Origin of the sequence: Streptococcus cristatus, assembly GCF_001578775.1 — a bacterium.
Lineage (GTDB): Bacteria > Bacillota > Bacilli > Lactobacillales > Streptococcaceae > Streptococcus > Streptococcus cristatus_A.
The window spans coordinates 43,772-65,480 of record NZ_KQ969065.1; the positions used below are offsets into that span (position 1 = coordinate 43,772).

Consider the following 21,709-nt stretch of genomic DNA (forward strand, 5'->3'; position numbering starts at 1 on the left):
AAAGTCTCTATTTATTCTCAAAAATTTCACATACTTTTCTTTAAAAATGTGTTAGCGCTTTCTTTTTTGTTATAAAACTAGCTCGGCTAAATAACCGAGCTAGTTTTATGGCTTAACACTGCCACTTGAAGCGGCAGCCAAAGCCTCTTTTATCATGTTAGAGTAGAGTTTACCTCCCTCTGCCATAGACTCTGAATCTGCCCCATAATGGACATAGTCTGTTCCAATCCAAATCTGCGGATTATTAATCGCTACTTGATACCAGTCTGCTACATATACAAAATCGTATTTCTTAGCAAGTTCAAGTTCGTATTGTCGCATCTTAACAGGAATACTACTTGGATCATTGGCTGTCCGGCCATCATATGGCGTGACTAAAATCAAGCGATGGCCTTTTGGCAAGAGCTCGATATACTGATCCAGCAATTCTTCATAATTGTCAACTGGATTGGTTCCCAATGCCAAGACGACGTTTTGAAGCAGTGTTTGGTTAGCAATATCGTTCTTGAAAAATTCCAGACCAGACACTAAATTACGACTAACAACTGCATCGACTTGAGCGTCAGGTATAGCCTCTTGGATCCATTCAGCAGAGCGCAAGGTGACCGAATCACCAATAACAGTCGTTCCCTCTGCCACGTTATAATTTGTCGCAGTTTTCTGGTCTGCGTGCTTACGGGTTGTCTGCATTTTCGTATCGGCTTGATTCAAAGAATTCACAATCAGGCTTTCCTCAAAGGCACCCACAGACGGAGCTGTGATGGTGATAATAAGTAAGATAAAAGTCAGCGGAATGAAACTGTAGAAAATCGGCTTGGTGATGGATGTTACATTCATCTCCTTGCCAAAAATCCGAGGCTTCCGTCCAGCTAAAGTCGGCTCTAAAATATAGAAGGAAAGAGCCGCAAAACCAAAACTCAAGATTGTAGTCAAAAGCACAGCCCATCCATTGCTCATCAACTGAGTAAAAATAATATAGAAAGGCCAATGGAAGAGGTAAACTCCATAACTAGTGTCTGCAATAAAGTTGAGAGGACTAGGCTCCTTAATATTTGGCAATTTATCGTGCAAGATGCGGGTTGCTGCTATCATGACACAAGCCAGAAGTGTTGAAATCAAGAAACCAAATAAATAAGTCCACAAGCTGTCAAATTTCAAAATAAAGCTAAGCAAAAGAAGAAGAATAAAACTGCCAGCTAAAGCGATCAAGACTTGCTTGATTTCGACCTTTTCTTCCAGTTTCTTCATCTGAACGCCTACATTTCCGACTCCAGAGAAAGTCGCTAGCACTGTCCCAGCAAAGAAAGGAAAGACATGGGTCAAACTTGAGAAATAAATATTGGAGTAATTCTTGCTGAAAAAGGCTCCGATGAACATAGCCAAGAAACTGAACAGAAACAGAGCAATTGAAGTCAAAGAAATCAACCCCCGATACTGAGCAACTGACTTGCTAATCTTGCTAATTCCCCAAGCAGCCAAGCCCCAGAGGATATAGTAATGCACTTCCAGTGCTAAACTCCAAGTGTGAATCAGCAAATGCGGCACAAACTGGCTTTCATAACTGCCGCCCGACATCATTTCATAAAAATTAGTCACAAAGCCAAAAGCAGCTGCAATCTGCGTCCCGATACCTGCTACAAAATCCCGACGAATCAATAAAGTAAAAGGCATGATGACCAAAATCATAAAAACGAGCGGAGGAACGATACGATAAAAGCGCCGTTTCAGAAAGCCCATAATATCAATCGTCCGACTTCTTGTAAACTCATCAATCAATAATGAAGTAATCAAAAATCCTGAAAAAGTGAAAAAGATGTCCACTCCAATAAAACCTCCAGGAAAAACTCCCTGAAAGTAATGATAGAGTAACACCAAGACCAGTCCAGTAATCCGAACCAGTGAAAACCATCTAATGCGCATTTTGATAAATTCCTTGCTTGAACGTTCCTTCATAGACGACATTACTTTCTGTAGTCAGTTTTCCTTTACCATTGGCCTGACCGTTGGCAAATTCACCTTCGTATTTCCAACCAGCCTTCGATGTAAAAGTACCCTTACCATCAAAAGTGCCATTTTTGAAATGCCCTTTATAGCTATCCCCATTTTTAAAAGTCAGGGTACCTTCGCCGTTCATCTTTCCGTGAACCAGACTGCCTTCATATTTTATCTTACCTTGATCCAGCGTTAGCGCACCCTTACTAGGGATATTGGAGGTAAACACTAAAATTGCTGACAAGGCAATCACAGTCACCGCTAGGATTTCTAGATTTTGACGGGTCAGATAGATTTTATATTTATCGTAAAATTCTTTTATTTTATCCATTTTTCATCCATTTAAGCGTTCTAGCCACTTATGGCAACCAGCCAAAATCAGCTCATAAGTCTCATCGAAATCACCTGTGTACCAAGGATCCGGAACACCGATATCAGCAAGCTGGTAGATTTTATCCTGAAAATCCACTGGTGCCATTTTCTTCAAATCTCGAATATTGGCTTCATCCATGCCGATGATATAATCAAATTCTGCAAAATCTTGCGCTGAAATCTGCTGAGAAGTCTTTCCTTTGTCATAAGAAATCGCATGTTTCTTAAAAATAGCCTGAGTCCCCTGATGTATAGGGTTGCCATGCTCCCAGCTGGACGTCGCACGACTCTCAATATGTAGGTCATCGGTCAGACTTTTCATAACAAACTCTGCCATCGGACTGCGACAGATATTTCCTAAACAAACAAATACAATTTTCTTCATAAATCTATTATACCAGAATAAAAAGAAAACTGTGGAGCTTTCTTGATTATTCTGTGACAGCGGAAGCGGACTCTGACAAACCGCTAATTATACCGACTTACATAAGAGTGCAGATCATTGAGGCGGTAATCCACTCAATCTAGCTTACACCAGATTAAACTTTACTTTTCTTCAGAAAGATATTCAAAACTTAATTGTGGCCATTTAGCCTGCCAGTTTTTCTTGCGGATTCTTTGCATATAAAGCTTCTTCCGCTCCGCATCCGCCAAAAAATGTGGTGTCGGCCGCACCTGAAATGCTCGAATATCTGCCAAGCCATAGGGAGCAAAAAGCTCTAACTTATCATTTTCCAGCAATCGAAGACCGATAGCTGTGCAGCACTCAGGATACTTGCTCATGGCATCTTTCGAGCTAGTATAGGGCTGGGTGTTGGGACTATGAATGTGCATATAGACTTGATTTTTCAGCTCCCAAGAATAAGCGGGAAAAGCTTTTCTCAGCTCCATCTCCAGCTGCAAAGTTTTCTCATAAGACACAGTTGGATCAAAGAATATGATATCTACATCCGTTTCAGCATCAAAGCCCGACTTGCCAGACAAGATATTCCAGATAAAATTTCTGATACTACCTGCAGCCAGCCAAGAGTCCTCGAGCCGCAAACTGAGAATAATTTCCAAAATCGCTCGGATATCCTGATCCTGACTCAGCCTCTCTAAAATCTTTTGATCGGTCATCATTCCTTCATATACTCATATCCTAGATGCTCATAAGCTTTACGGGTAACCACGCGCCCAGTCCGTGTCCGCATGACAAAGCCTTTCTGAATCAGGTAAGGCTCATACATGTCCTCTACTGTTTCGCGCTCCTCAGCAATATTGACTGAAAGGGTCCCCAGCCCCACTGGACCACCCCCATAAACTTCAATCATAGTTCGTAGGATTTTCTGATCCACATAGTCCAGCCCTTCTCGGTCCACGTCCAGCATGGAGAGAGCTTGGTCGGTTATCTTATCATCAATCAAGCCATTGCCCATAATTTGCGCGTAGTCCCGCACCCGCTTGAGCAGACGATTGGCAATCCGCGGCGTGCCTCGGCTACGCAGAGCCAGCTCCCGAGCAGCCTCGTGGGTAATATCCATCTCAAAAATCTCTGCCGTCCGCTCGACGATTTCGGTCAGATCGCTAGATTCATAATACTCCATATGACCGGTAATCCCAAAGCGAGCCCGCAGAGGATTGGACAGCATGCCCGCCCGAGTGGTCGCCCCAATTAATGTGAAAGGCGGCAATTCCAGATGTACGCTGCGACTGGTTTCGCCAGTCCCAATCATAATGTCAATGTAAAAGTCCTCCATGGCGCTATACAGCACTTCCTCTACCGCCATAGGCAAACGGTGAATCTCATCGATAAAGAGGACATCGCCTGGTTCCAAATCATTAAGAATGGCCACCAAATCACCAGCCTTTTCAATGACCGGACCAGAAGTCTGCTTGATATTCACACCGAGTTCGTTGGCGATGACAAAGGCCATAGTCGTCTTTCCCAGACCTGGAGGACCAAAAAGCAAAGTATGGTCCAACGCCTCATCCCGCAATTTAGCCGCTTCAATAAAAATCTTCAGCTGATCTTTGACCTTATCCTGACCAATATATTCTCGTAAATACTGAGGACGGAGGGTACGTTCTACCAGCTCCTCATCCCCCATTAATTCATTATCTAAAATTCTACTCATAGGACTATTATAGCAAAAAATAGGGCAGAGGAAGCAATCCGACCCGCTTCTGAATACAAAAAAAGCCACCGAATTTGGTGGCTCTTATGGGAGATTATTATGAAAAAGTTTTAGGATTTCTATCAAATAAAGTTAGGAGGTCTTCATTTGATGGTATTAGTATAACGTCCTTATCTTAAAATTTGCTTAAAGAAAAAATATTTTTTAAAAATAAAATACTTTTAGATATCTTAGTAAGATGATACAAACTAATATGAATTGTTCAGTCTGATTAAAATAGCCGCTATTTCATTGACTGTCTCAAAAACTCATGATACAATGAAAAAAATCGTAAAGGAGATTTTAGATATGAACAACCTTAAAAAGAAAACTTATCGGAATACACCAGCCTTTATGTTTATGGCTTGGGGCTCATTCGCCTTCTTTGTAACTCTTGTTCTCGTTGGCCTCTATACTTTGAAGGAGCCTTTGATGGTTAAAGGATACTATCTCATGGGTTCTGTCGGACTGATTTCTTCTTCATTCACTCTTGCTAAAGTTATCCGTGATAACCAAGAAGACGAAGAGCGTTACAATCAATTTTTCCAACCACAAGACTTAGATAACCAATAAAATAATAGTAAAAACGGCAGAGGGGGATTCTGCCGTTTTCTTGTATCTGAGGCTACTATCGCCATGTGAGATACACTTCAAATGAAGCAAATTTAGTATTTATTTCACACCTGCAAAATAAACGGTGGTGCTGGTGAAGAGGCTTCCTGCCTTGAGAATGACCTGATCTTTCAAGTCACTATGAATCGCATCAGGCAAGGCTTGTGCTTCCAGCGCTATACCATTATGCTGAATCATTGGCTGTCCATTGATGATGACTGACTCATCGACAAAATTAGCCGAATAAGTCACGACACAAGGAGCATCCGTACGGAAAGTCAGATAGCGACCAGACGCCGGATCATAAAGATATCCTGCCTCTTTCTGCTCTTTATCTAGAGCAAAGGGATGATCCAGCCCTGACACGATCTGAATTTGCTCGTCTTGGTCAGTAAAAATTTCTTTCAGTACCAGACCTGTTTGTAGGCATTTGACAAAGCCACGATCTGCATCCACTTCTTTTACTGGCACGCCGTCTGGAGCAATCGGATACACCCCTTTGGTATGCAGCTGGAGGACATGCTGATCAATCGGCTGACTGAAATCACCTGATAGATTGAAATAGCTGTGGTTGGTTGGATTAACCAGACTATCCTGGTCTGTCTGGACTTGATAGGAAACCTCAATCTCCCCTTTTTCCGATAAGTAATAGGAAATCCAGATTTTTAAATTTCCAGGAAAACCACCCGTCCCATCTGGGCGCTCTGTGTAAAATGTGACGCCCTCGTTTGTGACTTCCTCTGTCTGGAAAATCACACCGTCCCAGCCAGTAGAGCCACTGTGATTGCAATTCTGGCCATTATTAACTTCTAGCTGATAGGACTGCCCATTTAGTTCAAAGCTAGCCTTCTCAATCCGTCCCGCAACCGGTCCCACGCTGGCACCATGCTTGGGGCTATTGCCAACATAATCCTCAAAACTCTCAAAGCCTAGAATAATATTGGCAAAATCACCATTTTTATCCGGCGTCCGATATTCTAAAATCGTTGCGCCATAGTTCATGACCTTGAAGCGATAGCCTAGCTTATTTTCAAAGGTGTAGGCTAAGACATCCTGTCCTTTAAAAGTACCAAAAATAGATTCTTGATAAGATTTCATACAATCTCCCTCTGTCTCGAGTCTGGGACAAAAGTCCTAGCCTCTCAATTGTCTTTGGATTGTCGAGCAAGACGCAGTGGTTGAGTGGGCTCTACTACGCTGATTTCATCAGCTTTTACAGCCCTACTCAACTGTGCGGAGGTGAGACGACGAAATCGAATTCTAACGAATTACCGATTTCTGTCCCACTCTCTTTCTTGACTTAGTCAAGGGACAAGGATGGAACACATCCTTTTCATCTGAAAGTCTTTTTAATAACTAGCTTTCCCATGACTAATGTTTGACTTTCCCATATTTAGCTTCCTACTGCTAGAAAGGGTGGATGATAACTCCCTGAACGACCCGATTGACCGTACCTGTCGGAGACGGTGTATCTGGTCGATTTTTCACTTTCAAAGAAGTCAAGAGAGAGAAGAGCTGAGCATAGACGATATAAGGAAAGGCTCGATAGCTATCTTCCAAGATATCACTTTCAAGAACCACTTGCTCAACATTTTCCAAGTCTTCTCTGCGCTCTGTAAAGAAGACCACCTTGCGAGCAATCTGATCTCCTGCCACTTCACGCACCAAATCCAAATCGTAGCGTTTGGTGTATGCATCCCTTGAGCCAAATACCAGCACAAGCGTCTCTTCGTTAATCAGAGATTTTGGTCCATGACGGAAGCCAACTGGGCTTTCATACATGGTCGCAACCTTCCCAGCGGTCAACTCCAAAATTTTCAGCTGAGCTTCGTGCGCCAGGCCAAAGAATGGCCCTGCTCCAAGATAAATGACCCGGTTAAAGTCTAATTCTGTCAAAGCCTGAACGTCAGCTACATCGGCCAAAACCTTTTGACTCAAGGCAATCAACTCAGCTACTCTTGCTTCTTTTTGAGCCAAATCTGCTGGGTCAAAAACAAGAAGAGCTGTCAACATCATAGAGGTGAAGCTAGAAGTCATGGCAAAGCCAGCATCATTTGATGGAGCTGGTTGCAATAAGAGGAGATTCCGCTCATCGCCATGAGCCTGCTGAGCCAATTTCCCCTCTGCAGCGCAGGTGATAGTCACTTGATAAAGCTCATCAACCAACTGCTTGGCCAAGTCCACTGTCGCAACACTTTCTGGCGAATTGCCACTGCGGGCAAAAGAAACGAGAACCGTTGGAATATCCTTGTGCAGATGTACCTTAGGACTTGCCACAATATCAGTCGTCGCAACCGAATTAAAATTCCATTTGCGCTCATCATAAAGCTTTCTGAAATATGGCAGCAGTGTGTCCCCTACATAAGCCGAAGTTCCCGCACCTGTAAAGATAACTTTTATATAATCATGCTTTTCTTCAATACCTTTTAGAAAAGCAGTAACTTGGTCAGCTTGATCCTTGTAATGATTAAAAGCTGTCTGCCAAACATCTGGCTGTTGGTAGATTTCACGCGTGGTGATTTCCGCGCCTAATTCAACCAGTTTCTCTTTTGAATAATCTAGCATGGTAGTCCTTTCAAAAATAAACAATGATATATTAGTTATTTGCCTTTAAAAGAGGGAATGGGAAAATTCCCCACTCCCCTTCATTTCTTTTTTCCTTACAAAACAGTCCTACTCATCCTCATCATCTGATAAGCCTGCTAAAATATCATTGACTTTAACGATATTTTCGACTGCATTTTTCGGATAGTCAACATCAGCTCCTGTCAGAGAAGCATTGAGAAACTCAATCACCATCGGCAGATTCATACCGGCGTACAAGTCAATATCCTTACCTTCTAAAATAAGGCGGCTGACTACATTACATGGTGTGCCTCCCAAAAGATCTGCAAAGACAATATAGTCATCAAAATCCTTGACTGTATCTAAAAACTTAGCTGTGAAATCATCTGGTCCCTCCTCTGGCAACAAGGCAACGGCATGGATATCCGCTTGAGGTCCCATAATCATCTCAGTGGTTGTTTTCAGTTCTTCACAAAAGCGACCATGACTAATCAAAATTAATTGTTTGCTCATAATTTACACCATTATGCCATTCCAAAGAAGAAGTGGCCAAACGCTGAGAACGCAATCGCTGCAAGAATGATGAGCAAGATAGCTTTTGTAGAGTTCATACCCTTACGTCCAAGCAACCAGAAGATTACACCTGTGATGATGGCTGGTACCAAACGTGGGAAGATGAGGTTGAGCATATCTTGAATTTCAATTGCTTTGTCCCCGATGTGTGGAGCCCAAGAAACTTCAACACCAATCATGCTGGCAATCAAGGCACCAACCATGAAGACACCAAGTACAGATGCAGCATCAATCAAAGCTGTCAAAGTACTTTGCATATTGTTGACGAGGTTAACCCCTTCTTTATAGGCAAATTCCAATTGTTTCCAACGGAAAATGTCATAAGCAACCGCAACAGCGATCCATAGGAAGATACCGGCTGGGTTTCCCGCAACAGCCAAAGTTGCTGCGATTGAACCCATAATAGCTGGTACCAATGATCCAAAGATTGAGTCTCCAAGAGGAGCGAATGGCCCCATGAGACCTGTCTTGATACCATTGACCGCATCTTTTGATTTCACACCATCTTTTTCTTCCAAAGCAAGGTCAAAACCAGTGATAATGGTGTGGAAGAATGGTGAAGTATTGAAGAATTGCGTATGCAATTTCATCATTTCTTTCAGTTCAGGTGTACCGTCTCCATACATTTTGCGCAATTGTGGCAAAATCATGTAAAGGTAACCAGAAGCCTGCATACGCTCATAGTTCCAACCCAATTGGAAGGTAAACAAGCTACGTTTGTTAATCTGTTTAAAATCTTCTTTTGTTAGTTTGTAATTAGAATTCGTCATCTTCAATTTCCCCGCTTTCTGATTCAGTTACTGGAGCAGCTACGACTGTACGTTGGCTGTTTTTGAAGTGTTGTACTGCAAGGAAGACACCAATGATGGCGATACCAATCATAGATACACTCTTGAAGTTGTTAACAAAAGTAATAGCTTGTTCTTTTGGAAGTTTAGAGAACACTTCAGAACCAACAATGCTAGACACTGCAGCACCAAGGCTTTGAACATTACTGTAAAGCACTGTCAACATAGCTGTCAAGCCAAATCCAAGTGCCAAATAGTGAAGGTTGCGTTTAACTGGAAGATAACGAAGCAAGATTGCAAATCCAAGACCTGGAAGCATTTGACCTGCAAGTTTCAGACCGTTTGCCAACCATTGTACATTACCGAGACCTGTAACAACAGTTTCTACAAAAGCTCCACCAAAGGCAAGGGCAAAGAAGACTGGGAGGGCACGAGAAAGAGCCCAAGGAATCGCACCAAGGAGATAGTTGCGTTCGATGCCTTTGTAGTCAAAGCGTTCAATCGCAGCATCTACACGGTGAGCGAAGTAAGTTGTCGTCATACGACCAAGGATATCAAAATATGTCAACAAAGTTGCTACCGGCACAGCGATTGTAGCAATAGCAAGCTCTGGATCAAGACCTTGAGCTACTGAGAAGGCAGTCGCAAGAACCGCACCAGAAGTAGCATCAATACGAGAAGCACCACCGAAGGTACCAACACCGAGTACCACCAATTGAAGGTTGGCACCAATCAATAAACCTGTAGGTAAATCTCCCATGATGAGACCTGTGATAAATCCAGCAAATACAGGTGAACCTGCTGAAGAAACGATCGTCAACTCATCACAGATTTGATAAGCTGAGTACAGAGTGAGTAGTAAAATTTGCCACCATTGTATCATGACAATGACCTCCTAAAAATTTTTCCTTATTTTAACAAATTCATAAAATCCGCAACCGGATCATTTGGAACCATCTGAGCTGTCAGCTTCACTCCTTTTTCATGCAGCTTGTGGAAAGCTTCCACATCCGCATCAACCACATTGATAGAGCGAGTGATGGGGCGAGTTTCGTCTGACTGAGACATATTGCCGACGTTCAGTGTTTCCAGTGGAACACCAGCTTCTACCAAACGAAGGAAACGGTCTGGTTTACGAGCGACGATAAAGAGTCGTTGTGAGTCATACTTACCAGCCAAGATGTTTTCTGCTGCTTTAGCGATTGGCAAAATGCTGAGCTTCACTCCTGGCGGCGTTGCCAACTTGAGTCCGCTCTTTTCGATAGCATTTTCAGCTACCTCATCGTCAATCACCATAATGCGTGAAATGTTGAGCTTGGTAGTCCAGAGATTGGCTACCTGTCCATGGATCAAACGTCCATCGATACGTGCACCTACGATTGTCATAAATTTTCCCCCTTTATTGTTTTAAATGTAGGTTGGTTAACTAAGTTAATTGATTCTTCATATTCCCCTTCCGTTTCAAAAATGATGATACGGTTATGTCCTTCTTTCAGAAGGCTATGCGGAATATAGAGCGATAAGGTTGGTCCGACATTCCAGAAACGACCAATGTTGACGCCATTTACAAAGGCAAGGCCCTTTCCAAAACCGGACAAGTCTAAATAAGCATCTTTAAGCGCTTTCATTTTAAAATCAAAAGCGTAGAAAGCTGGTTCTTCTGGCTGCCATCCTTTTGAAAAATCGATGTTTTCTGTGTTTTCAAAAGAAAGTGGATACTGTTGCCAATTCAGCAAGAAGTGCAAATCCTTGCAAACGCCCGTCCGAATCCCTTTTCGCTGGGTATCTGCCAAGAATTTATGCCCGTAGTTGACCCGCCCCATGTTTTCCATCAGGACGTCAATACGGTGGGTGGCTTTCTTTTCTCCAGCAACAAAGATATCTTGACCAATCTCTACTTGATACTGGGTTGCCATAAGCTTACCATCCACAAAGAGCTGCATTCGGTCGCGCCCGTCAATCACCCGAATTTTTTCCTCATCCGCATCCCAGCCGGCTTCGGTACGGTAAAGCAAGTAGCCATAGCTCTGTCCCAAATCCTCCATTTTGACAGGATAGAGACTCTCTACTGGCTGAGCCAAATCAGCTAATGTTTCAAACAAACTCACCTTCTCACTTAGAGCAATGTCTCTCAGTTCAAAAGATTCTTTTGTGAGCGGTTTCATTTGTGGGTACTCAGGATAGTAGGTCTCCATCATTTTTTGCACTGCAAAATATTTCGGAGTTGGATTTCCCTGTTCATCGAGCAGGGCATCGTAATCATACGAAGTCACCTGTGGTAAATCCGTCACACCTCTGGCCGAGCAGCCATTCATGAAGCCAAAATTGGTGCCGCCGTGAAACATATAGAGGTTGATAGAGCCTTGTTTCAGAACCTCATGGACAGCTTGAGCCAGTTCCTCAGGATCCCTTTTGATAATTGGCTCTTTCCAACGATTGAACCAACCATCCCAAAACTCCATACACATGAGCGGCCATTTTTTGCCATGATCATCAAAGAATTCCTGCATCTGGGCAAAATTATAATCTGCCTTGGAGCCGAAATTTCCTGTAACAAATAAATCTTCCTCAATCAGCGTGCCGGCTCTCAGCGTCGCCCGCCAAGGACCATCCGATGTAAAGAGCGGGCAATCAAGGCCTCGGTCCAACATCATCTGCCGAATCGCTCTCAGGTAGTCTTTATCCTCCCCGTAAGAGCCATATTCATTTTCCACTTGCATCATGAGGATATTCCCACCCTTGTCCAAGAGCCTTGGAACCAGGCGAGGAAGCAACTCATCATAGTAGTCTGCAACAGCCTGAAGATAGGAAGCATCAGAAGAACGGATTCTCATATCCTCAGTCAAAAGCCAGGCTGGCATGCCGCCAAATTCCCACTCCGCACAGATAAAGGGCGAAGGGCGAACGATGGCATATAATCCTAAATCTTGAGCAATCTGAAGAAACTTCTCAATATCTAAAATTCCCTGAAAGTCAAATTGGCCTTTCTTTGGCTCGTGCATGTTCCAAGGAACATAGGTCTCAACTGTATTGAAGCCTAGGGCTTTCAGATTATAGAGCGAGTGATACCAGTCTTCTGGCTGAATCCGAAAATAGTGTATCGCTCCTGATAAAATCTTAAACTCCTGACCATCCAAGTAGAAAGAAGAGCCTATTTCAAATCTCTTCATCTCCTCATTCCTCCTAGATTTAAAACGCTTTCATTTCTTGTTAATATTAATATAATAAACTTTTACATAAATGTCAACATTTTTTTAAAAAATATGTTAAAATCAATATAGAGAGGGATAAAAAAAGAGAGGTGAGCACAATGGCTATTCCTAAATATCAACAGATCAAAGATGATTTAAAACAACAAATCATTTCTGGTAACTTTGAAAACGGTGATAGATTCTACACAGAAGCTGAGTTAATCAAGATGTTCAACGTCAGTTCCATCACCGTTGTCCGCGCTTTGAACGAACTTGCGAATGATGGCTACATCATCCGTCAGCAAGGAAAGGGAACGTTTGTTTCACGCGCAAGAAAACACAAGCGTGTGGAATTCTCTGATATCGAAACTTTCCCTATCCAAAAGGATAAGGTGACTGTTCTGTCCATCGAACGTGGAAATGAATTGAGAATCTTGGAAAAACTAGAACTAACACCGTCCCAGTTCTACTACAAGATTGACCGTATCAGAAGGACAGGCGATAAAGTCTATATCTATCACCAAACCTACATTCCTGAACAGTACATCAATCCAAACTATCCAGATCTGGACTACTACAGCTCGATCTACAATCGCTTCAAGACGGATTATCACATCCACATGAATGATGAGTATTTCGAAGAAACCAACGAAATCGTCTTTCCAACGCCAAAAGATATTGCTAAGACCTTGGAAATTGATCCAAACTTCCCAACTGTGCATCAAGTCAAGATCACAAAACTGGAAAATACTGGACAAATCCTAGAGTACAGCGAAACCTACAAGCGTGGCGATTTCTTCAAAATCAAATTTATTTCTTCTAGTCGCGATCATTAATCTGAAAAACGATGGTTCTCATGAGCTGTCGTTTTTCATTTCCTGACCAACTAGCCTACCTTTATTATAAACCTATCTATACCAATTTGCAAGATATTTGAGCGATTTTTGTTTAATAAAAATCAAAAAATGACAGAAAATAAACAGATTTTTTTGATTTCGTATATCTTTTTAGTATTCTAGGACTGAAAACCAACAAAAACAAAACTTTTATAATACATTCGAGAATAATAAAAATGAGAGTGGGACAGAAATCGGTAATTGGTTAGAATCCGATTTAGTCGTCCCACCTCCGCACAGTTGAGTAGGGCTGTAAAAGCTGATGAAATCAGCGTAGTAGAGCACACTCAACCACTGCGTCTTGCTCGACAATCCAAAGACAATTGAGGAGTTTGGGACAAAAAGACTTCAATTTTTAAAAATCTTAATTATTAAGCCTTTCAAATCTATAATTAAATGCAAAAAGCGAACAAAGCAGAATTCTGATTACCAGAAAACTAGTTTTGTTCGCTTTTTATATTTGATGTCGGACTTTTGTCCCAGCCTCATCTTTTTATGTTTAATCCAGCCCCACGCGCTTGAAGATTTCATCCACGCGCTTGGTGTAATAAGTTGGATTGAAGATTTCGTCGATTTCCTCTTGAGTGAGGCGTGATGTAACCTCTGGGTCCGCTTCGAGCAGAGGCTTGAAGTCTACTTGATTATCCCAAGACTGGGCGGTCTTTGGCTGAACCAAGTCATAAGCCTGCTCCCGCGTCATGCCTTTTTCAATCAAGGTCAACATAGCCCGCTGGCTGAAGATAAGACCAAAGGTCGAGTTCATGTTGCGGATCATGTTTTCTGGGAAGACCGTCAAGTTCTTGACGATATTACCGAAGCGGTTGAGCATGTAATCGATGAGAATGGTCGTGTCCGGTGCGATAATCCGCTCAGCTGATGAGTGGGAAATGTCGCGCTCATGCCAGAGAGAGACATTCTCAAAGGCTGTCACCATGTGGCCACGAATGACACGCGCCAGACCAGTCATGTTTTCAGAACCGATAGGGTTGCGTTTGTGAGGCATTGCTGAAGAGCCTTTTTGACCTTTAGCAAAGAACTCTTCCACTTCGCGCTGCTCAGACTTTTGCAGACCGCGAATCTCGGTCGCCATGCGCTCGATAGATGTCGCAATCAAGGCTAAGGCTGAGAAGTATTCGGCGTGGAGGTCACGTGGCAGAACTTGAGTCGAAATCTCCTGCGGACGGATGCCTAATTTCTCACAGACATAGCTTTCCACGAATGGCGGAATGTTGGCAAAGTTCCCAACCGCACCAGAGATTTTCCCGGCTTCCACACCCGCAGCCGCAATCTCGAAACGCTCAATGTTGCGCTTCATTTCGCTGTACCAAGTCGCGAGCTTAAGACCGAAAGTCGTCGGCTCCGCGTGTACCCCGTGGGTACGACCCATCATGATGGTGAACTTGTGCTCCTTAGCCTTATCAGCAATGATGTCGGTGAAGCGACGCAGATCCTCACGGATGATATCATTGGCCTGCTTGTAGAGGTAGCCGTAGGCCGTATCCACCACATCAGTCGAGGTCAGGCCATAGTGCACCCACTTGCGCTCCTCGCCCAGCGTCTCAGAAACCGCCCGAGTAAAGGCCACCACATCATGGCGCGTCTCCTGCTCAATCTCCAAGATGCGGTCGATGTCAAAGCCTGCCTTTTCACGAATCAAGGCCACATCTTCCTTGGGAATTTCACCCAGCTCAGCCCAGGCCTCATCAGCTAGAATCTCAACCTCCAGCCAAGCCTTGTACTTATTTTCCTCAGTCCAAATGTTCGCCATTTCGGGGCGAGAGTAACGGTTGATCATGTTGTTTTATTTTCCTTTCTTTTGATGTTTCACATCAGATAAGCAACTGAGGGATATCTTATTATAGTTGTTTATCTTCAATAGCTTTTGTTTGTCTGTATTCAAATGCTTCAGCATTTTCATTTTATTCTATAGTTAACTCTTATGAATACTTTCTAATTTTTATAGATATATAACCTCAAAATCCTTTGTGTTAGAACTACTTACATCAATCTTCAACTTTGGATACTCACTTCCCAGATTTGTTAGTGAATTTTCATAACCTATTAACATTTTAGAATTAAAAATACCAAAAATATCAATCCTCACATAAATTTTATCATCCTCTCCTTCAAACTCAACCATTATTTCATTTGAAAGATTATTCCCCATATATAAATTGGTATCTGTAGGGACTTTGATTAGTGTATTTCCTTGACATAATTGAAATAGAACTTTCTGTATATCTTTTGAAATCCTTTGGTTTAACCATGGCTCTCCTAGATATTTATATGCATATTCAAATGATATTTTCAAAGATAAAGGAAAGAATGCATACTTTAAGTACTCTTCTACTGCCTCATGAGGAAGACTAATATTATCAATTCGTGGAAAAAGCGGGACGTTATCAAAATCAATAATTCTAGTTTTTATCTCTTCATCACTGCAAGATTTTACATGATTTTTAAAATATCCTAAATTAACATTTTTAGGAGCAAAAATAAAATTTTCGCTTTTTCCATATTTTGCTCTGAAGCCAGTTATATCTCCTGTATTGCTATCAGTCACCAGATTTCCTATAATTTCTGGAATCCAAAAGGGAATATCTAATTTTTCTAAACCAGGGACTCCGTTCCTTCCTTTAATACCTTTCCTATTACGAATAAACTCTAGTAATGGACTGTTTACAAATCTCGAATCAACATGCATTCCTAATTTTGAATTACACCCCACACATACATCGTTAAGCGTATTCTCCGAAAATCTTTTTCCACCTAAACTCTCAAGAATTATATGTTCTGTATTAAAGTCTTTTCCCGATTTTTCAATCGCACATATTATACATTTTTGATTTTTTTCATTCATCTCTGTTTCCCAAATCTCTTTTATGACTTATGAAATTATATATTACATACAAACGATAAAATGAGCAATATCAAATAAACCATTTTTTATTTCATAACACCCAAATCTTCTCTGATTACCCTTTCAAGTTCCCAACGAATATCATCCAATTTATTATTTCTACCATCGTTATATTCTAAAAATCTACCTGCAATAAAAGCGTTGTGCCAAGTAACATCAAACTTGACTAAGCAATTTTTTACGTCTTGACTGGCATACAGTTCAATAATTTTATCGTTTCTTCTAAATTGTTCATATCCTTTCTTAGCTAAAAAATACTGAATTTTGATTTTTTCTATTTCTTTGATATAGTATTCTCTATTCCGAATTTCTGTTTTGATATCTTCTTCATCTTGATAAGTAAGACCTTCTCGCTCTAATCGTTTTTGATAATCTTCCTTAATCTGAATTTCCAAAATTCTATTTACCGTATCAAAATCTTCTCGGTTAAATACTGGGGAAAACGGTAGGTTAGTCATAACATCATAGGGCGTTTTATTAGGAAATAAATCAATAATCTTAAGTAGCTCATTGTAGGTTTCTGTTAACTTCTCTCCTTTATTTCTTTTTTCCTCTATATATCGTTCATACTTCTTATCTTTTTTCTCACTAAAATATTTAATAACTCCCCCGATCGCAATAATAATGGCTAATAGAACTCCAACTATCGTAGCGATGTGAGACAAATTTTCTAACTGATTATCTTTTTTTACAAAAGTATTGACAAAGAGTTGAATCATAAATTCTCCCCATTCAATTTAAATACTATTCTTCCTCAGGATCTTCGTAAGCAAAAAATTCAATCGAAAGTTTTATAGGACGGCTCGTTAATCCAAAACTCTTTATATAATCATAGACCTCATCATCATCGCGCGTATGCTCTATAACTAGCTGATTATTTGTTATCTCTACAATATGAATCCCTTCTGCATCCGGAATTTCTGGAATGACTACATCATCCGCATAAGTAAATGTTAGAGTAGTAATATCATCTTCAAATACATCATCGAATTCTTCTACCATTTTAAAAATCAATCCCTTCCCCAAACTCAACCACGCTATCCGGCTCATCACTAAACAAAGTCACATGCCCCATTTTGCGGTTGTGCTTGTCTTCTATAATCATTTATTTACTGCCCACTCTGCTGCTTTCTCTGCATGAATCACTGTTGTGTCGTAGAGAGGCAGGTCAGTGTCGGATTGCTTGACAAGGAGACCTATCTCGGTACAACCCAAGATAACAGATTCTGCGCCAGCTTTTTTCAAATCATCTATAATGGTAAGATAAATCTGCTTTGAGCTTTCTTTGATATCCCCTAGACAGAGTTCGTCATAAATGATCCGATTGACCTCTGTAATACCAGCTTGGTCTGGAATCAGCACTTCTAACCCAGACTCTATTAATTGCTCCTTGTAAAAATCTTGAGTCATGGTGTACTTGGTTCCTAGGAGACCGACTTTTTGAATACCGTCAGCCAACAAGGCCTGCGCAGTTGCTTGCGCAATATGCAAGATTGGAATCGTAATCTTTTCTTGTATCTGCGGAGCAACCTTGTGCATGGTGTTGGTACAAATAACGATGAAATCCGCACCTGCTTGCTCCAGGCGCTGAGCAACATCTGCCAAAAGTTGACCGCTTTTCTCCCAGTCCCCGACTGCCTGATAATGCTCAATCTCTGCAAAATCAACACTGTAAAGCAGAATCTTAGCCGAATGCAAGCCACCCAGCTCTTTTTTGATGGTTTCGTTAATAATTTGGTAGTAAGATGTGGTACTTTCCCAACTCATACCGCCAATCAGACCAATAGTTTTCATAGCTAATTAAGCTCCTCCTTGCTTATAGCCACCGACGGATAGTGTGGCAAGCTACTTAGATCTGTATCCAATGGCAAATCATAAATAGCCAGATAATTGTCTGGATATTGAATCTTTAATTCCTGATATTTGGCTTTTACTTTTTCATGGTCGGCACTGGCAAAGAGCACTTCCACAACAGCAGTTTCTTTGCCTTCTTCCACAAAAGCGTTGACAATAATTTGAATCATAAACTGGTCTCCATTTAGCTTTAAAGATTATCATTTTCTGAGTCTTCATGTATAGAAAATTCAAATGAAATTCTCTCAGGATGTCTAGGCAGGCCGTAACTACTCAGATAATCCTTAACTTCCTTCACGGAACAAGAATATTCTAAGACTAGCTGATTGCCAGCTCTCTCTAAAATATGAATCCCCTCTCTATCCGCAATCTCTGGAACAATCAAATCGTCCGTATAAGTCAGTGTTACGGTCGTTATTTCATCATCTAGCAATTCATCAAATTCTTCTGTCATTTCAAAAATCAATCCCCTCACCAAACTCAACCACACTATCCGGCACATCACTAAACAAAGTCACATGTCCCATCTTGCGGTTGTGCTTCGCTTCTATTTTACCATACAGGTGGAGGTGGGCGCTTGGATTTTCTGCGACATATTTCTCAGCAGCCTCGACGTGTTGGCCGAGGACATTGAGCATAACAGCTGGCGCATGCAATTTGATAGCTGGTAATGGTGCTCCCAGAACGCCCAGAATATGGGTGTCAAACTGAGAAAAGTCGCAGGCTTCGATAGAGTAGTGCCCAGAGTTGTGTGGCCGTGGGGCAATCTCATTGACAATGATATCATCAGATGTCGCAAACATTTCCACGCAAAGTGTTCCAGACAAATTGAGCTGTTCTGCGATTCGCACCGCCATGGCTTTGGCCTTGTCAGCCAGACTTTCTGAAATGCGAGCTGGCACAATGGTCTTAGACAGGATATTGTTACGGTGGATATTTTCCTGAACTGGGAAAATCGTCACATCCTTGCCATTTCCAGATACGATGACAGAAATTTCAAGATCAAAGTTAACAAACTCTTCCAAGACACAAGCTGCTGAATCGGCTAGCGCATAGGCTTCTTCCAAGTCTGCTGCCGAGCGAATGACCTTTTGCCCATGTCCATCGTAGCCACCAGTCGCCGTTTTGAGGACATAATTTTTCGATAGGTCGATATCTGCCAAGTCTTGGCTGGAAGTCACGACCTTGTAGGGTGCCACGGTGACTTGGGCCTTGTTTGCGAGAAAGTCCTTTTCAAAGATCCGATTTTGAGAAATGCGGAGCAGGTCCGTTCCTTGAGGGAGCTGACCTTCCTTGCTGACAGCATCCAAGCCGTCAGCATCGACATTTTCAAACTCATAGGTCAGGACATCACAGCGCTCAGCCAGCTGACGCAGGGCGTCCACGTCATTATAAGGCGCCACAATGACCTCAGCCACACGAGAGGCTGGACAATCCGCCGCAGGATCCAGCGCAATGACCTTGTGCCCCATGTAGATAGCAGAAATAGCCATCATCTGTCCCAACTGACCGCCACCGATGATTCCGATTGTTTTAGATGAGCTCATTGCTAGACTCCTCTGCGATTTTTCCTTGTTCTTCAGCAAAATCCGCTAGCGCTGCTGCTAGGTCTTGGTCTTCAATGGCCAAGATCCGAAGGGCAGTCAGGGCAGCGTTGGCTGCACCCGCTTCACCGATTGCCATAGTTGCCACTGGCACACCGCCTGGCATCTGCACAATCGAATAAAGCGAGTCCAATCCGCTGAGAGCGCGTGATTTGACAGGTACGCCGATAACAGGCAGAGTGGTTTTAGCTGCTACCATTCCTGGCAAATGGGCTGCACCACCAGCACCTGCGATAATGACTTTGATACCACGGCTACGGGCTTCTTCGGCATGTCTGAACATAAGATCAGGTGTACGGTGGGCAGAGACGACTTTCTTTTCGTAGGCTACACCGAAGCGGTCTAAGACTTCGGCAGTTTTTTGCATGGTAGCCCAGTCGGATTTGGATCCCATGATGATGGAAATAATTGGTTTAGTCATGATTTTTCTTTTCTTTCCTTTCAACAATCACCTTAGGTTGTGAGGGACGACAGCAGCCACCAAAGGGGTCTCATGCCTAAATCGGAAGCCCAGGGTCTTCCGATTTCCCTGAACGATTAGCTTATCATCCAATCGTTCTTTCACAACGGCGGTGATTGTTCTATATTAGCTCGCTAACGCTCGCAAATCAAACGACCATTATCGTATTTGCGACTACGTCGCTTTTTCTTACATCTTTATCTAATCGCCTTGCTTCCAATATCTGTTCGGTAGAAGAGGCCTTCTGTTTTTTGTTGGGATAGTTCTTGGTAGATGGTATCTTGGGCTTCTGTGACAGTGTTGGCTGTGGTGACTAGCATATAGACACGGCCGCCGTTTGATAGCAGTGCTCTGCTATTTTCCGCAAACTTAGCCCCTGCATAGTAGGTGATGATATCGCCATCGGTTTTGGCTGACAGCTCAACGCCCTTTTTATAATCTAGCGGGTAGCCATTTGACGCGACAACCACACCCAGAGTCACACCCTTGTCCGTCCAAGTGATAGCTGGCTCTTTACCTTCCAAAATATCAGTGATATTTTGCGCAAAGTCAGATGTCAAACGAGGCAAGATAATCTGTGTTTCAGGATCTCCAAATCGAGTGTTGAACTCGATGACCTTCGGCCCGTCTGCTGTCAAGATAAGCCCTGCATAAAGAACACCAAGATACGGGCGACCTTCCTGGATCATGCCCTCAAGGACTGGCTTGACAATAGTGTCAACCGCTGTGTCAACCACACTCTGTGACAAGTGAGGGACTGGCGCATAGGCACCCATCCCACCAGTATTAGGACCCTTGTCACCATCGTAGGCACGCTTGTGATCCTGAGCGGTCGGCATAATGTAGAACTTGTCACCATTGACAAAGGTAAAGAGGGAGAACTCCTCACCGTCTAGGAACTCTTCGATAACCACACGCGCACCACTGTCGCCAAATTTATTATCCAAAAGCATCTCGTGGGCTGCTTCGACCGCTTGCTCGACTGTCTCCGCTACGACGACGCCTTTCCCAAGCGCCAAGCCGTCCGCCTTGACGACGATAGGAGCGCCTTTCTCCTCGATATAGGCTTTAGCCTCCTCAAAGTCGGAAAATGTGCCGTAGGCTGCTGTCGGAACGCCGTATTTAACCATGATTTCCTTGGCAAAATCCTTGGACCACTCCAGCTCCGCTGCTAAACGAGATGGGCCGAAAGCCTTGAGCCCAGCTTGGTTAAAATCATCCACGATTCCAGCAGCAAGGGCATCATCTGGGCCGATAAAAGACCAAGCAACATCATTCTCCTTGGCAAATTCAATTAGTTTAGAATGTTCGGAAATTCCAATGTTTACTAAATCCAACCCATCCAAGGTCATGCCATCATTTCCAGGAGCGACAAAAACCTGCTCCACATCTCGAGACTCCAACAACTTCTTGGCAATCGCATGCTCACGACCACCCGAACCAACAACTAAAAGCTTCATAGCTAAGATACCTCAACGTCCATCATCACAGGTGCTTTCGCACCAAGCTAACACATCACGTAAAAATCACTACATTTTTTACGAATTATTTATCTAAATTATATCACAATCGTTCGCTTTATTCCATGATAAGAAGGAAAAGAAGATAAATAATCTACTTTTGTTAGGAATATCCATCTCTGACAAATAAAATCTACCTATATTATTTTTGATATTTTGACTATTTCATTACTTTTATTTCAAATATCAAAGATTTCATAAAACTA

The 21,709-nt window shown here is 42.4% G+C and carries 24 protein-coding genes and 2 pseudogenes; 2 read left to right on the forward strand and 24 right to left on the reverse strand.

Annotated features, from left to right (window positions below; translation table 11 throughout):
- Positions 1-105: 105 nt before the first annotated feature.
- From SCRDD08_RS10175 to ruvB, 5 genes are all read right to left on the reverse strand, one after another.
- Positions 106-1,920: an acyltransferase family protein gene (locus SCRDD08_RS10175; protein WP_061423563.1), complete on the reverse strand. Its 1,815-nt coding sequence runs from the start codon at positions 1,918-1,920 to the stop codon at positions 106-108.
- The gene (locus SCRDD08_RS10180) at positions 1,910-2,323 is read right to left on the reverse strand and encodes an MORN repeat-containing protein (protein ID WP_005591332.1); all 414 of its coding nucleotides are present in this window, start codon (positions 2,321-2,323) and stop codon (positions 1,910-1,912) included. Before SCRDD08_RS10180 ends, SCRDD08_RS10175 begins: the two co-directional genes overlap by 11 nt.
- A 3-nt stretch (positions 2,324-2,326) precedes the next feature.
- Positions 2,327-2,749, reverse strand: a complete 423-nt coding sequence (locus SCRDD08_RS10185) for a low molecular weight protein-tyrosine-phosphatase (RefSeq protein WP_061423564.1) — start codon at positions 2,747-2,749, stop codon at positions 2,327-2,329.
- Positions 2,750-2,910: 161 nt separating this feature from the next.
- The gene (locus tag SCRDD08_RS10190) at positions 2,911-3,486 is read right to left on the reverse strand and encodes a nucleotidyltransferase family protein (protein ID WP_061423565.1); all 576 of its coding nucleotides are present in this window, start codon (positions 3,484-3,486) and stop codon (positions 2,911-2,913) included.
- Positions 3,483-4,481, reverse strand: coding sequence for a Holliday junction branch migration DNA helicase RuvB (gene ruvB, locus SCRDD08_RS10195; protein WP_061423566.1), 999 nt, complete (start codon positions 4,479-4,481; stop codon positions 3,483-3,485). Before ruvB ends, SCRDD08_RS10190 begins: the two co-directional genes overlap by 4 nt.
- A gap of 348 nt (positions 4,482-4,829) precedes the next feature.
- On the opposite strand from ruvB, the gene SCRDD08_RS10200 reads away from it, so the two are divergent.
- Positions 4,830-5,093: a YiaA/YiaB family inner membrane protein gene (locus tag SCRDD08_RS10200; RefSeq protein WP_179856134.1), complete on the forward strand. Its 264-nt coding sequence runs from the start codon at positions 4,830-4,832 to the stop codon at positions 5,091-5,093.
- Positions 5,094-5,192: 99 nt separating this feature from the next.
- On the opposite strand, the gene SCRDD08_RS10205 is transcribed toward SCRDD08_RS10200, so the two are convergent.
- The 7 genes from SCRDD08_RS10205 to SCRDD08_RS10235 form a co-directional block, all read right to left on the reverse strand.
- On the reverse strand, positions 5,193-6,230 hold the full coding sequence (locus tag SCRDD08_RS10205; RefSeq protein ID WP_061423568.1) for an aldose epimerase family protein: 1,038 nt from the start codon (positions 6,228-6,230) through the stop codon (positions 5,193-5,195).
- Positions 6,231-6,539: 309 nt separating this feature from the next.
- Positions 6,540-7,697: an SIS domain-containing protein gene (locus tag SCRDD08_RS10210; RefSeq protein ID WP_061423569.1), complete on the reverse strand. Its 1,158-nt coding sequence runs from the start codon at positions 7,695-7,697 to the stop codon at positions 6,540-6,542.
- Between the two features lie 108 nt (positions 7,698-7,805).
- Positions 7,806-8,210: a PTS sugar transporter subunit IIA gene (locus tag SCRDD08_RS10215; RefSeq protein WP_015604195.1), complete on the reverse strand. Its 405-nt coding sequence runs from the start codon at positions 8,208-8,210 to the stop codon at positions 7,806-7,808.
- Between the two features lie 11 nt (positions 8,211-8,221).
- Complete coding sequence (locus SCRDD08_RS10220; protein ID WP_045498330.1) at positions 8,222-9,040, reverse strand: PTS system mannose/fructose/sorbose family transporter subunit IID; 819 nt, start codon at positions 9,038-9,040, stop codon at positions 8,222-8,224.
- Positions 9,027-9,941, reverse strand: coding sequence for a PTS mannose/fructose/sorbose/N-acetylgalactosamine transporter subunit IIC (locus SCRDD08_RS10225; protein ID WP_045498332.1), 915 nt, complete (start codon positions 9,939-9,941; stop codon positions 9,027-9,029). The genes SCRDD08_RS10220 and SCRDD08_RS10225 overlap by 14 nt, the downstream gene beginning before the upstream one ends.
- A 26-nt stretch (positions 9,942-9,967) precedes the next feature.
- Positions 9,968-10,444: a PTS sugar transporter subunit IIB gene (locus SCRDD08_RS10230; protein WP_045498334.1), complete on the reverse strand. Its 477-nt coding sequence runs from the start codon at positions 10,442-10,444 to the stop codon at positions 9,968-9,970.
- Positions 10,441-12,228 carry a glycoside hydrolase family 35 protein gene (locus SCRDD08_RS10235; protein WP_061423570.1) on the reverse strand — a complete coding sequence of 596 codons (1,788 nt, stop codon included), beginning with the start codon at positions 12,226-12,228 and terminating at the stop codon, positions 10,441-10,443. The genes SCRDD08_RS10230 and SCRDD08_RS10235 overlap by 4 nt, the downstream gene beginning before the upstream one ends.
- A 140-nt stretch (positions 12,229-12,368) precedes the next feature.
- Here SCRDD08_RS10235 and SCRDD08_RS10240 point away from each other — a divergent pair, with 140 nt between their 5' ends.
- Positions 12,369-13,085, forward strand: a complete 717-nt coding sequence (locus SCRDD08_RS10240) for a GntR family transcriptional regulator (protein WP_005591344.1) — start codon at positions 12,369-12,371, stop codon at positions 13,083-13,085.
- Positions 13,086-13,644: 559 nt separating this feature from the next.
- Here SCRDD08_RS10240 and purB read toward each other — a convergent pair.
- The 12 genes and pseudogenes from purB to purD form a co-directional block, all read right to left on the reverse strand.
- Positions 13,645-14,940, reverse strand: a complete 1,296-nt coding sequence (gene purB, locus SCRDD08_RS10245) for an adenylosuccinate lyase (RefSeq protein ID WP_061423571.1) — start codon at positions 14,938-14,940, stop codon at positions 13,645-13,647.
- Between the two features lie 162 nt (positions 14,941-15,102).
- Positions 15,103-16,005: an HNH endonuclease gene (locus SCRDD08_RS10250; protein ID WP_061423572.1), complete on the reverse strand. Its 903-nt coding sequence runs from the start codon at positions 16,003-16,005 to the stop codon at positions 15,103-15,105.
- A gap of 86 nt (positions 16,006-16,091) precedes the next feature.
- Positions 16,092-16,722: pseudogene (locus SCRDD08_RS10255) on the reverse strand (hypothetical protein); the annotation flags it as partial.
- An 87-nt stretch (positions 16,723-16,809) separates the two neighbouring features.
- Complete coding sequence (locus tag SCRDD08_RS10260) at positions 16,810-17,067, reverse strand: hypothetical protein (RefSeq protein ID WP_155719813.1); 258 nt, start codon at positions 17,065-17,067, stop codon at positions 16,810-16,812.
- A 1-nt stretch (position 17,068) separates the two neighbouring features.
- A pseudogene (locus SCRDD08_RS10265) lies at positions 17,069-17,164 on the reverse strand (phosphoribosylaminoimidazole carboxylase); the annotation flags it as partial.
- 2 nt (positions 17,165-17,166) lie between these two features.
- Complete coding sequence (locus SCRDD08_RS10270) at positions 17,167-17,859, reverse strand: aspartate/glutamate racemase family protein (protein WP_061423575.1); 693 nt, start codon at positions 17,857-17,859, stop codon at positions 17,167-17,169.
- A gap of 2 nt (positions 17,860-17,861) precedes the next feature.
- On the reverse strand, positions 17,862-18,089 hold the full coding sequence (locus SCRDD08_RS10275; RefSeq protein WP_061423576.1) for a hypothetical protein: 228 nt from the start codon (positions 18,087-18,089) through the stop codon (positions 17,862-17,864).
- A 20-nt stretch (positions 18,090-18,109) separates the two neighbouring features.
- On the reverse strand, positions 18,110-18,373 hold the full coding sequence (locus SCRDD08_RS10280; protein ID WP_002931759.1) for a hypothetical protein: 264 nt from the start codon (positions 18,371-18,373) through the stop codon (positions 18,110-18,112).
- 1 nt (position 18,374) lies between these two features.
- On the reverse strand, positions 18,375-19,466 hold the full coding sequence (gene purK, locus SCRDD08_RS10285) for a 5-(carboxyamino)imidazole ribonucleotide synthase (RefSeq protein WP_061423577.1): 1,092 nt from the start codon (positions 19,464-19,466) through the stop codon (positions 18,375-18,377).
- Positions 19,453-19,944, reverse strand: coding sequence for a 5-(carboxyamino)imidazole ribonucleotide mutase (gene purE, locus SCRDD08_RS10290; RefSeq protein ID WP_061423578.1), 492 nt, complete (start codon positions 19,942-19,944; stop codon positions 19,453-19,455). Before purE ends, purK begins: the two co-directional genes overlap by 14 nt.
- A gap of 27 nt (positions 19,945-19,971) precedes the next feature.
- Positions 19,972-20,088, reverse strand: coding sequence for a phosphoribosylaminoimidazole carboxylase (locus SCRDD08_RS12145; RefSeq protein ID WP_081104308.1), 117 nt, complete (start codon positions 20,086-20,088; stop codon positions 19,972-19,974).
- Between the two features lie 92 nt (positions 20,089-20,180).
- Positions 20,181-21,443 carry a phosphoribosylamine--glycine ligase gene (gene purD, locus SCRDD08_RS10295; protein WP_061423579.1) on the reverse strand — a complete coding sequence of 421 codons (1,263 nt, stop codon included), beginning with the start codon at positions 21,441-21,443 and terminating at the stop codon, positions 20,181-20,183.
- Between the last annotated feature and the right edge of the window lie 266 nt (positions 21,444-21,709).

What these genes read in the sequence shown, in the direction of transcription:
- SCRDD08_RS10175 (WP_061423563.1), bottom strand. Translation starts at nt 1,920, where the DNA reads ATGCGCATTAGATGGTTTTCACTGGTTCGGATTACTGGACTGGTCTTG.
- SCRDD08_RS10180 (WP_005591332.1), bottom strand. Translation starts at nt 2,323, where the DNA reads ATGGATAAAATAAAAGAATTTTACGATAAATATAAAATCTATCTGACC.
- SCRDD08_RS10185 (WP_061423564.1), bottom strand. Translation starts at nt 2,749, where the DNA reads ATGAAGAAAATTGTATTTGTTTGTTTAGGAAATATCTGTCGCAGTCCG.
- SCRDD08_RS10190 (WP_061423565.1), bottom strand. Translation starts at nt 3,486, where the DNA reads ATGATGACCGATCAAAAGATTTTAGAGAGGCTGAGTCAGGATCAGGAT.
- ruvB (WP_061423566.1), bottom strand. Translation starts at nt 4,481, where the DNA reads ATGAGTAGAATTTTAGATAATGAATTAATGGGGGATGAGGAGCTGGTA.
- SCRDD08_RS10200 (WP_179856134.1), top strand. Translation starts at nt 4,830, where the DNA reads ATGAACAACCTTAAAAAGAAAACTTATCGGAATACACCAGCCTTTATG.
- SCRDD08_RS10205 (WP_061423568.1), bottom strand. Translation starts at nt 6,230, where the DNA reads ATGAAATCTTATCAAGAATCTATTTTTGGTACTTTTAAAGGACAGGAT.
- SCRDD08_RS10210 (WP_061423569.1), bottom strand. Translation starts at nt 7,697, where the DNA reads ATGCTAGATTATTCAAAAGAGAAACTGGTTGAATTAGGCGCGGAAATC.
- SCRDD08_RS10215 (WP_015604195.1), bottom strand. Translation starts at nt 8,210, where the DNA reads ATGAGCAAACAATTAATTTTGATTAGTCATGGTCGCTTTTGTGAAGAA.
- SCRDD08_RS10220 (WP_045498330.1), bottom strand. Translation starts at nt 9,040, where the DNA reads ATGACGAATTCTAATTACAAACTAACAAAAGAAGATTTTAAACAGATT.
- SCRDD08_RS10225 (WP_045498332.1), bottom strand. Translation starts at nt 9,941, where the DNA reads ATGATACAATGGTGGCAAATTTTACTACTCACTCTGTACTCAGCTTAT.
- SCRDD08_RS10230 (WP_045498334.1), bottom strand. Translation starts at nt 10,444, where the DNA reads ATGACAATCGTAGGTGCACGTATCGATGGACGTTTGATCCATGGACAG.
- SCRDD08_RS10235 (WP_061423570.1), bottom strand. Translation starts at nt 12,228, where the DNA reads ATGAAGAGATTTGAAATAGGCTCTTCTTTCTACTTGGATGGTCAGGAG.
- SCRDD08_RS10240 (WP_005591344.1), top strand. Translation starts at nt 12,369, where the DNA reads ATGGCTATTCCTAAATATCAACAGATCAAAGATGATTTAAAACAACAA.
- purB (WP_061423571.1), bottom strand. Translation starts at nt 14,940, where the DNA reads ATGATCAACCGTTACTCTCGCCCCGAAATGGCGAACATTTGGACTGAG.
- SCRDD08_RS10250 (WP_061423572.1), bottom strand. Translation starts at nt 16,005, where the DNA reads ATGAATGAAAAAAATCAAAAATGTATAATATGTGCGATTGAAAAATCG.
- SCRDD08_RS10260 (WP_155719813.1), bottom strand. Translation starts at nt 17,067, where the DNA reads ATGGTAGAAGAATTCGATGATGTATTTGAAGATGATATTACTACTCTA.
- SCRDD08_RS10270 (WP_061423575.1), bottom strand. Translation starts at nt 17,859, where the DNA reads ATGAAAACTATTGGTCTGATTGGCGGTATGAGTTGGGAAAGTACCACA.
- SCRDD08_RS10275 (WP_061423576.1), bottom strand. Translation starts at nt 18,089, where the DNA reads ATGATTCAAATTATTGTCAACGCTTTTGTGGAAGAAGGCAAAGAAACT.
- SCRDD08_RS10280 (WP_002931759.1), bottom strand. Translation starts at nt 18,373, where the DNA reads ATGACAGAAGAATTTGATGAATTGCTAGATGATGAAATAACGACCGTA.
- purK (WP_061423577.1), bottom strand. Translation starts at nt 19,466, where the DNA reads ATGAGCTCATCTAAAACAATCGGAATCATCGGTGGCGGTCAGTTGGGA.
- purE (WP_061423578.1), bottom strand. Translation starts at nt 19,944, where the DNA reads ATGACTAAACCAATTATTTCCATCATCATGGGATCCAAATCCGACTGG.
- purD (WP_061423579.1), bottom strand. Translation starts at nt 21,443, where the DNA reads ATGAAGCTTTTAGTTGTTGGTTCGGGTGGTCGTGAGCATGCGATTGCC.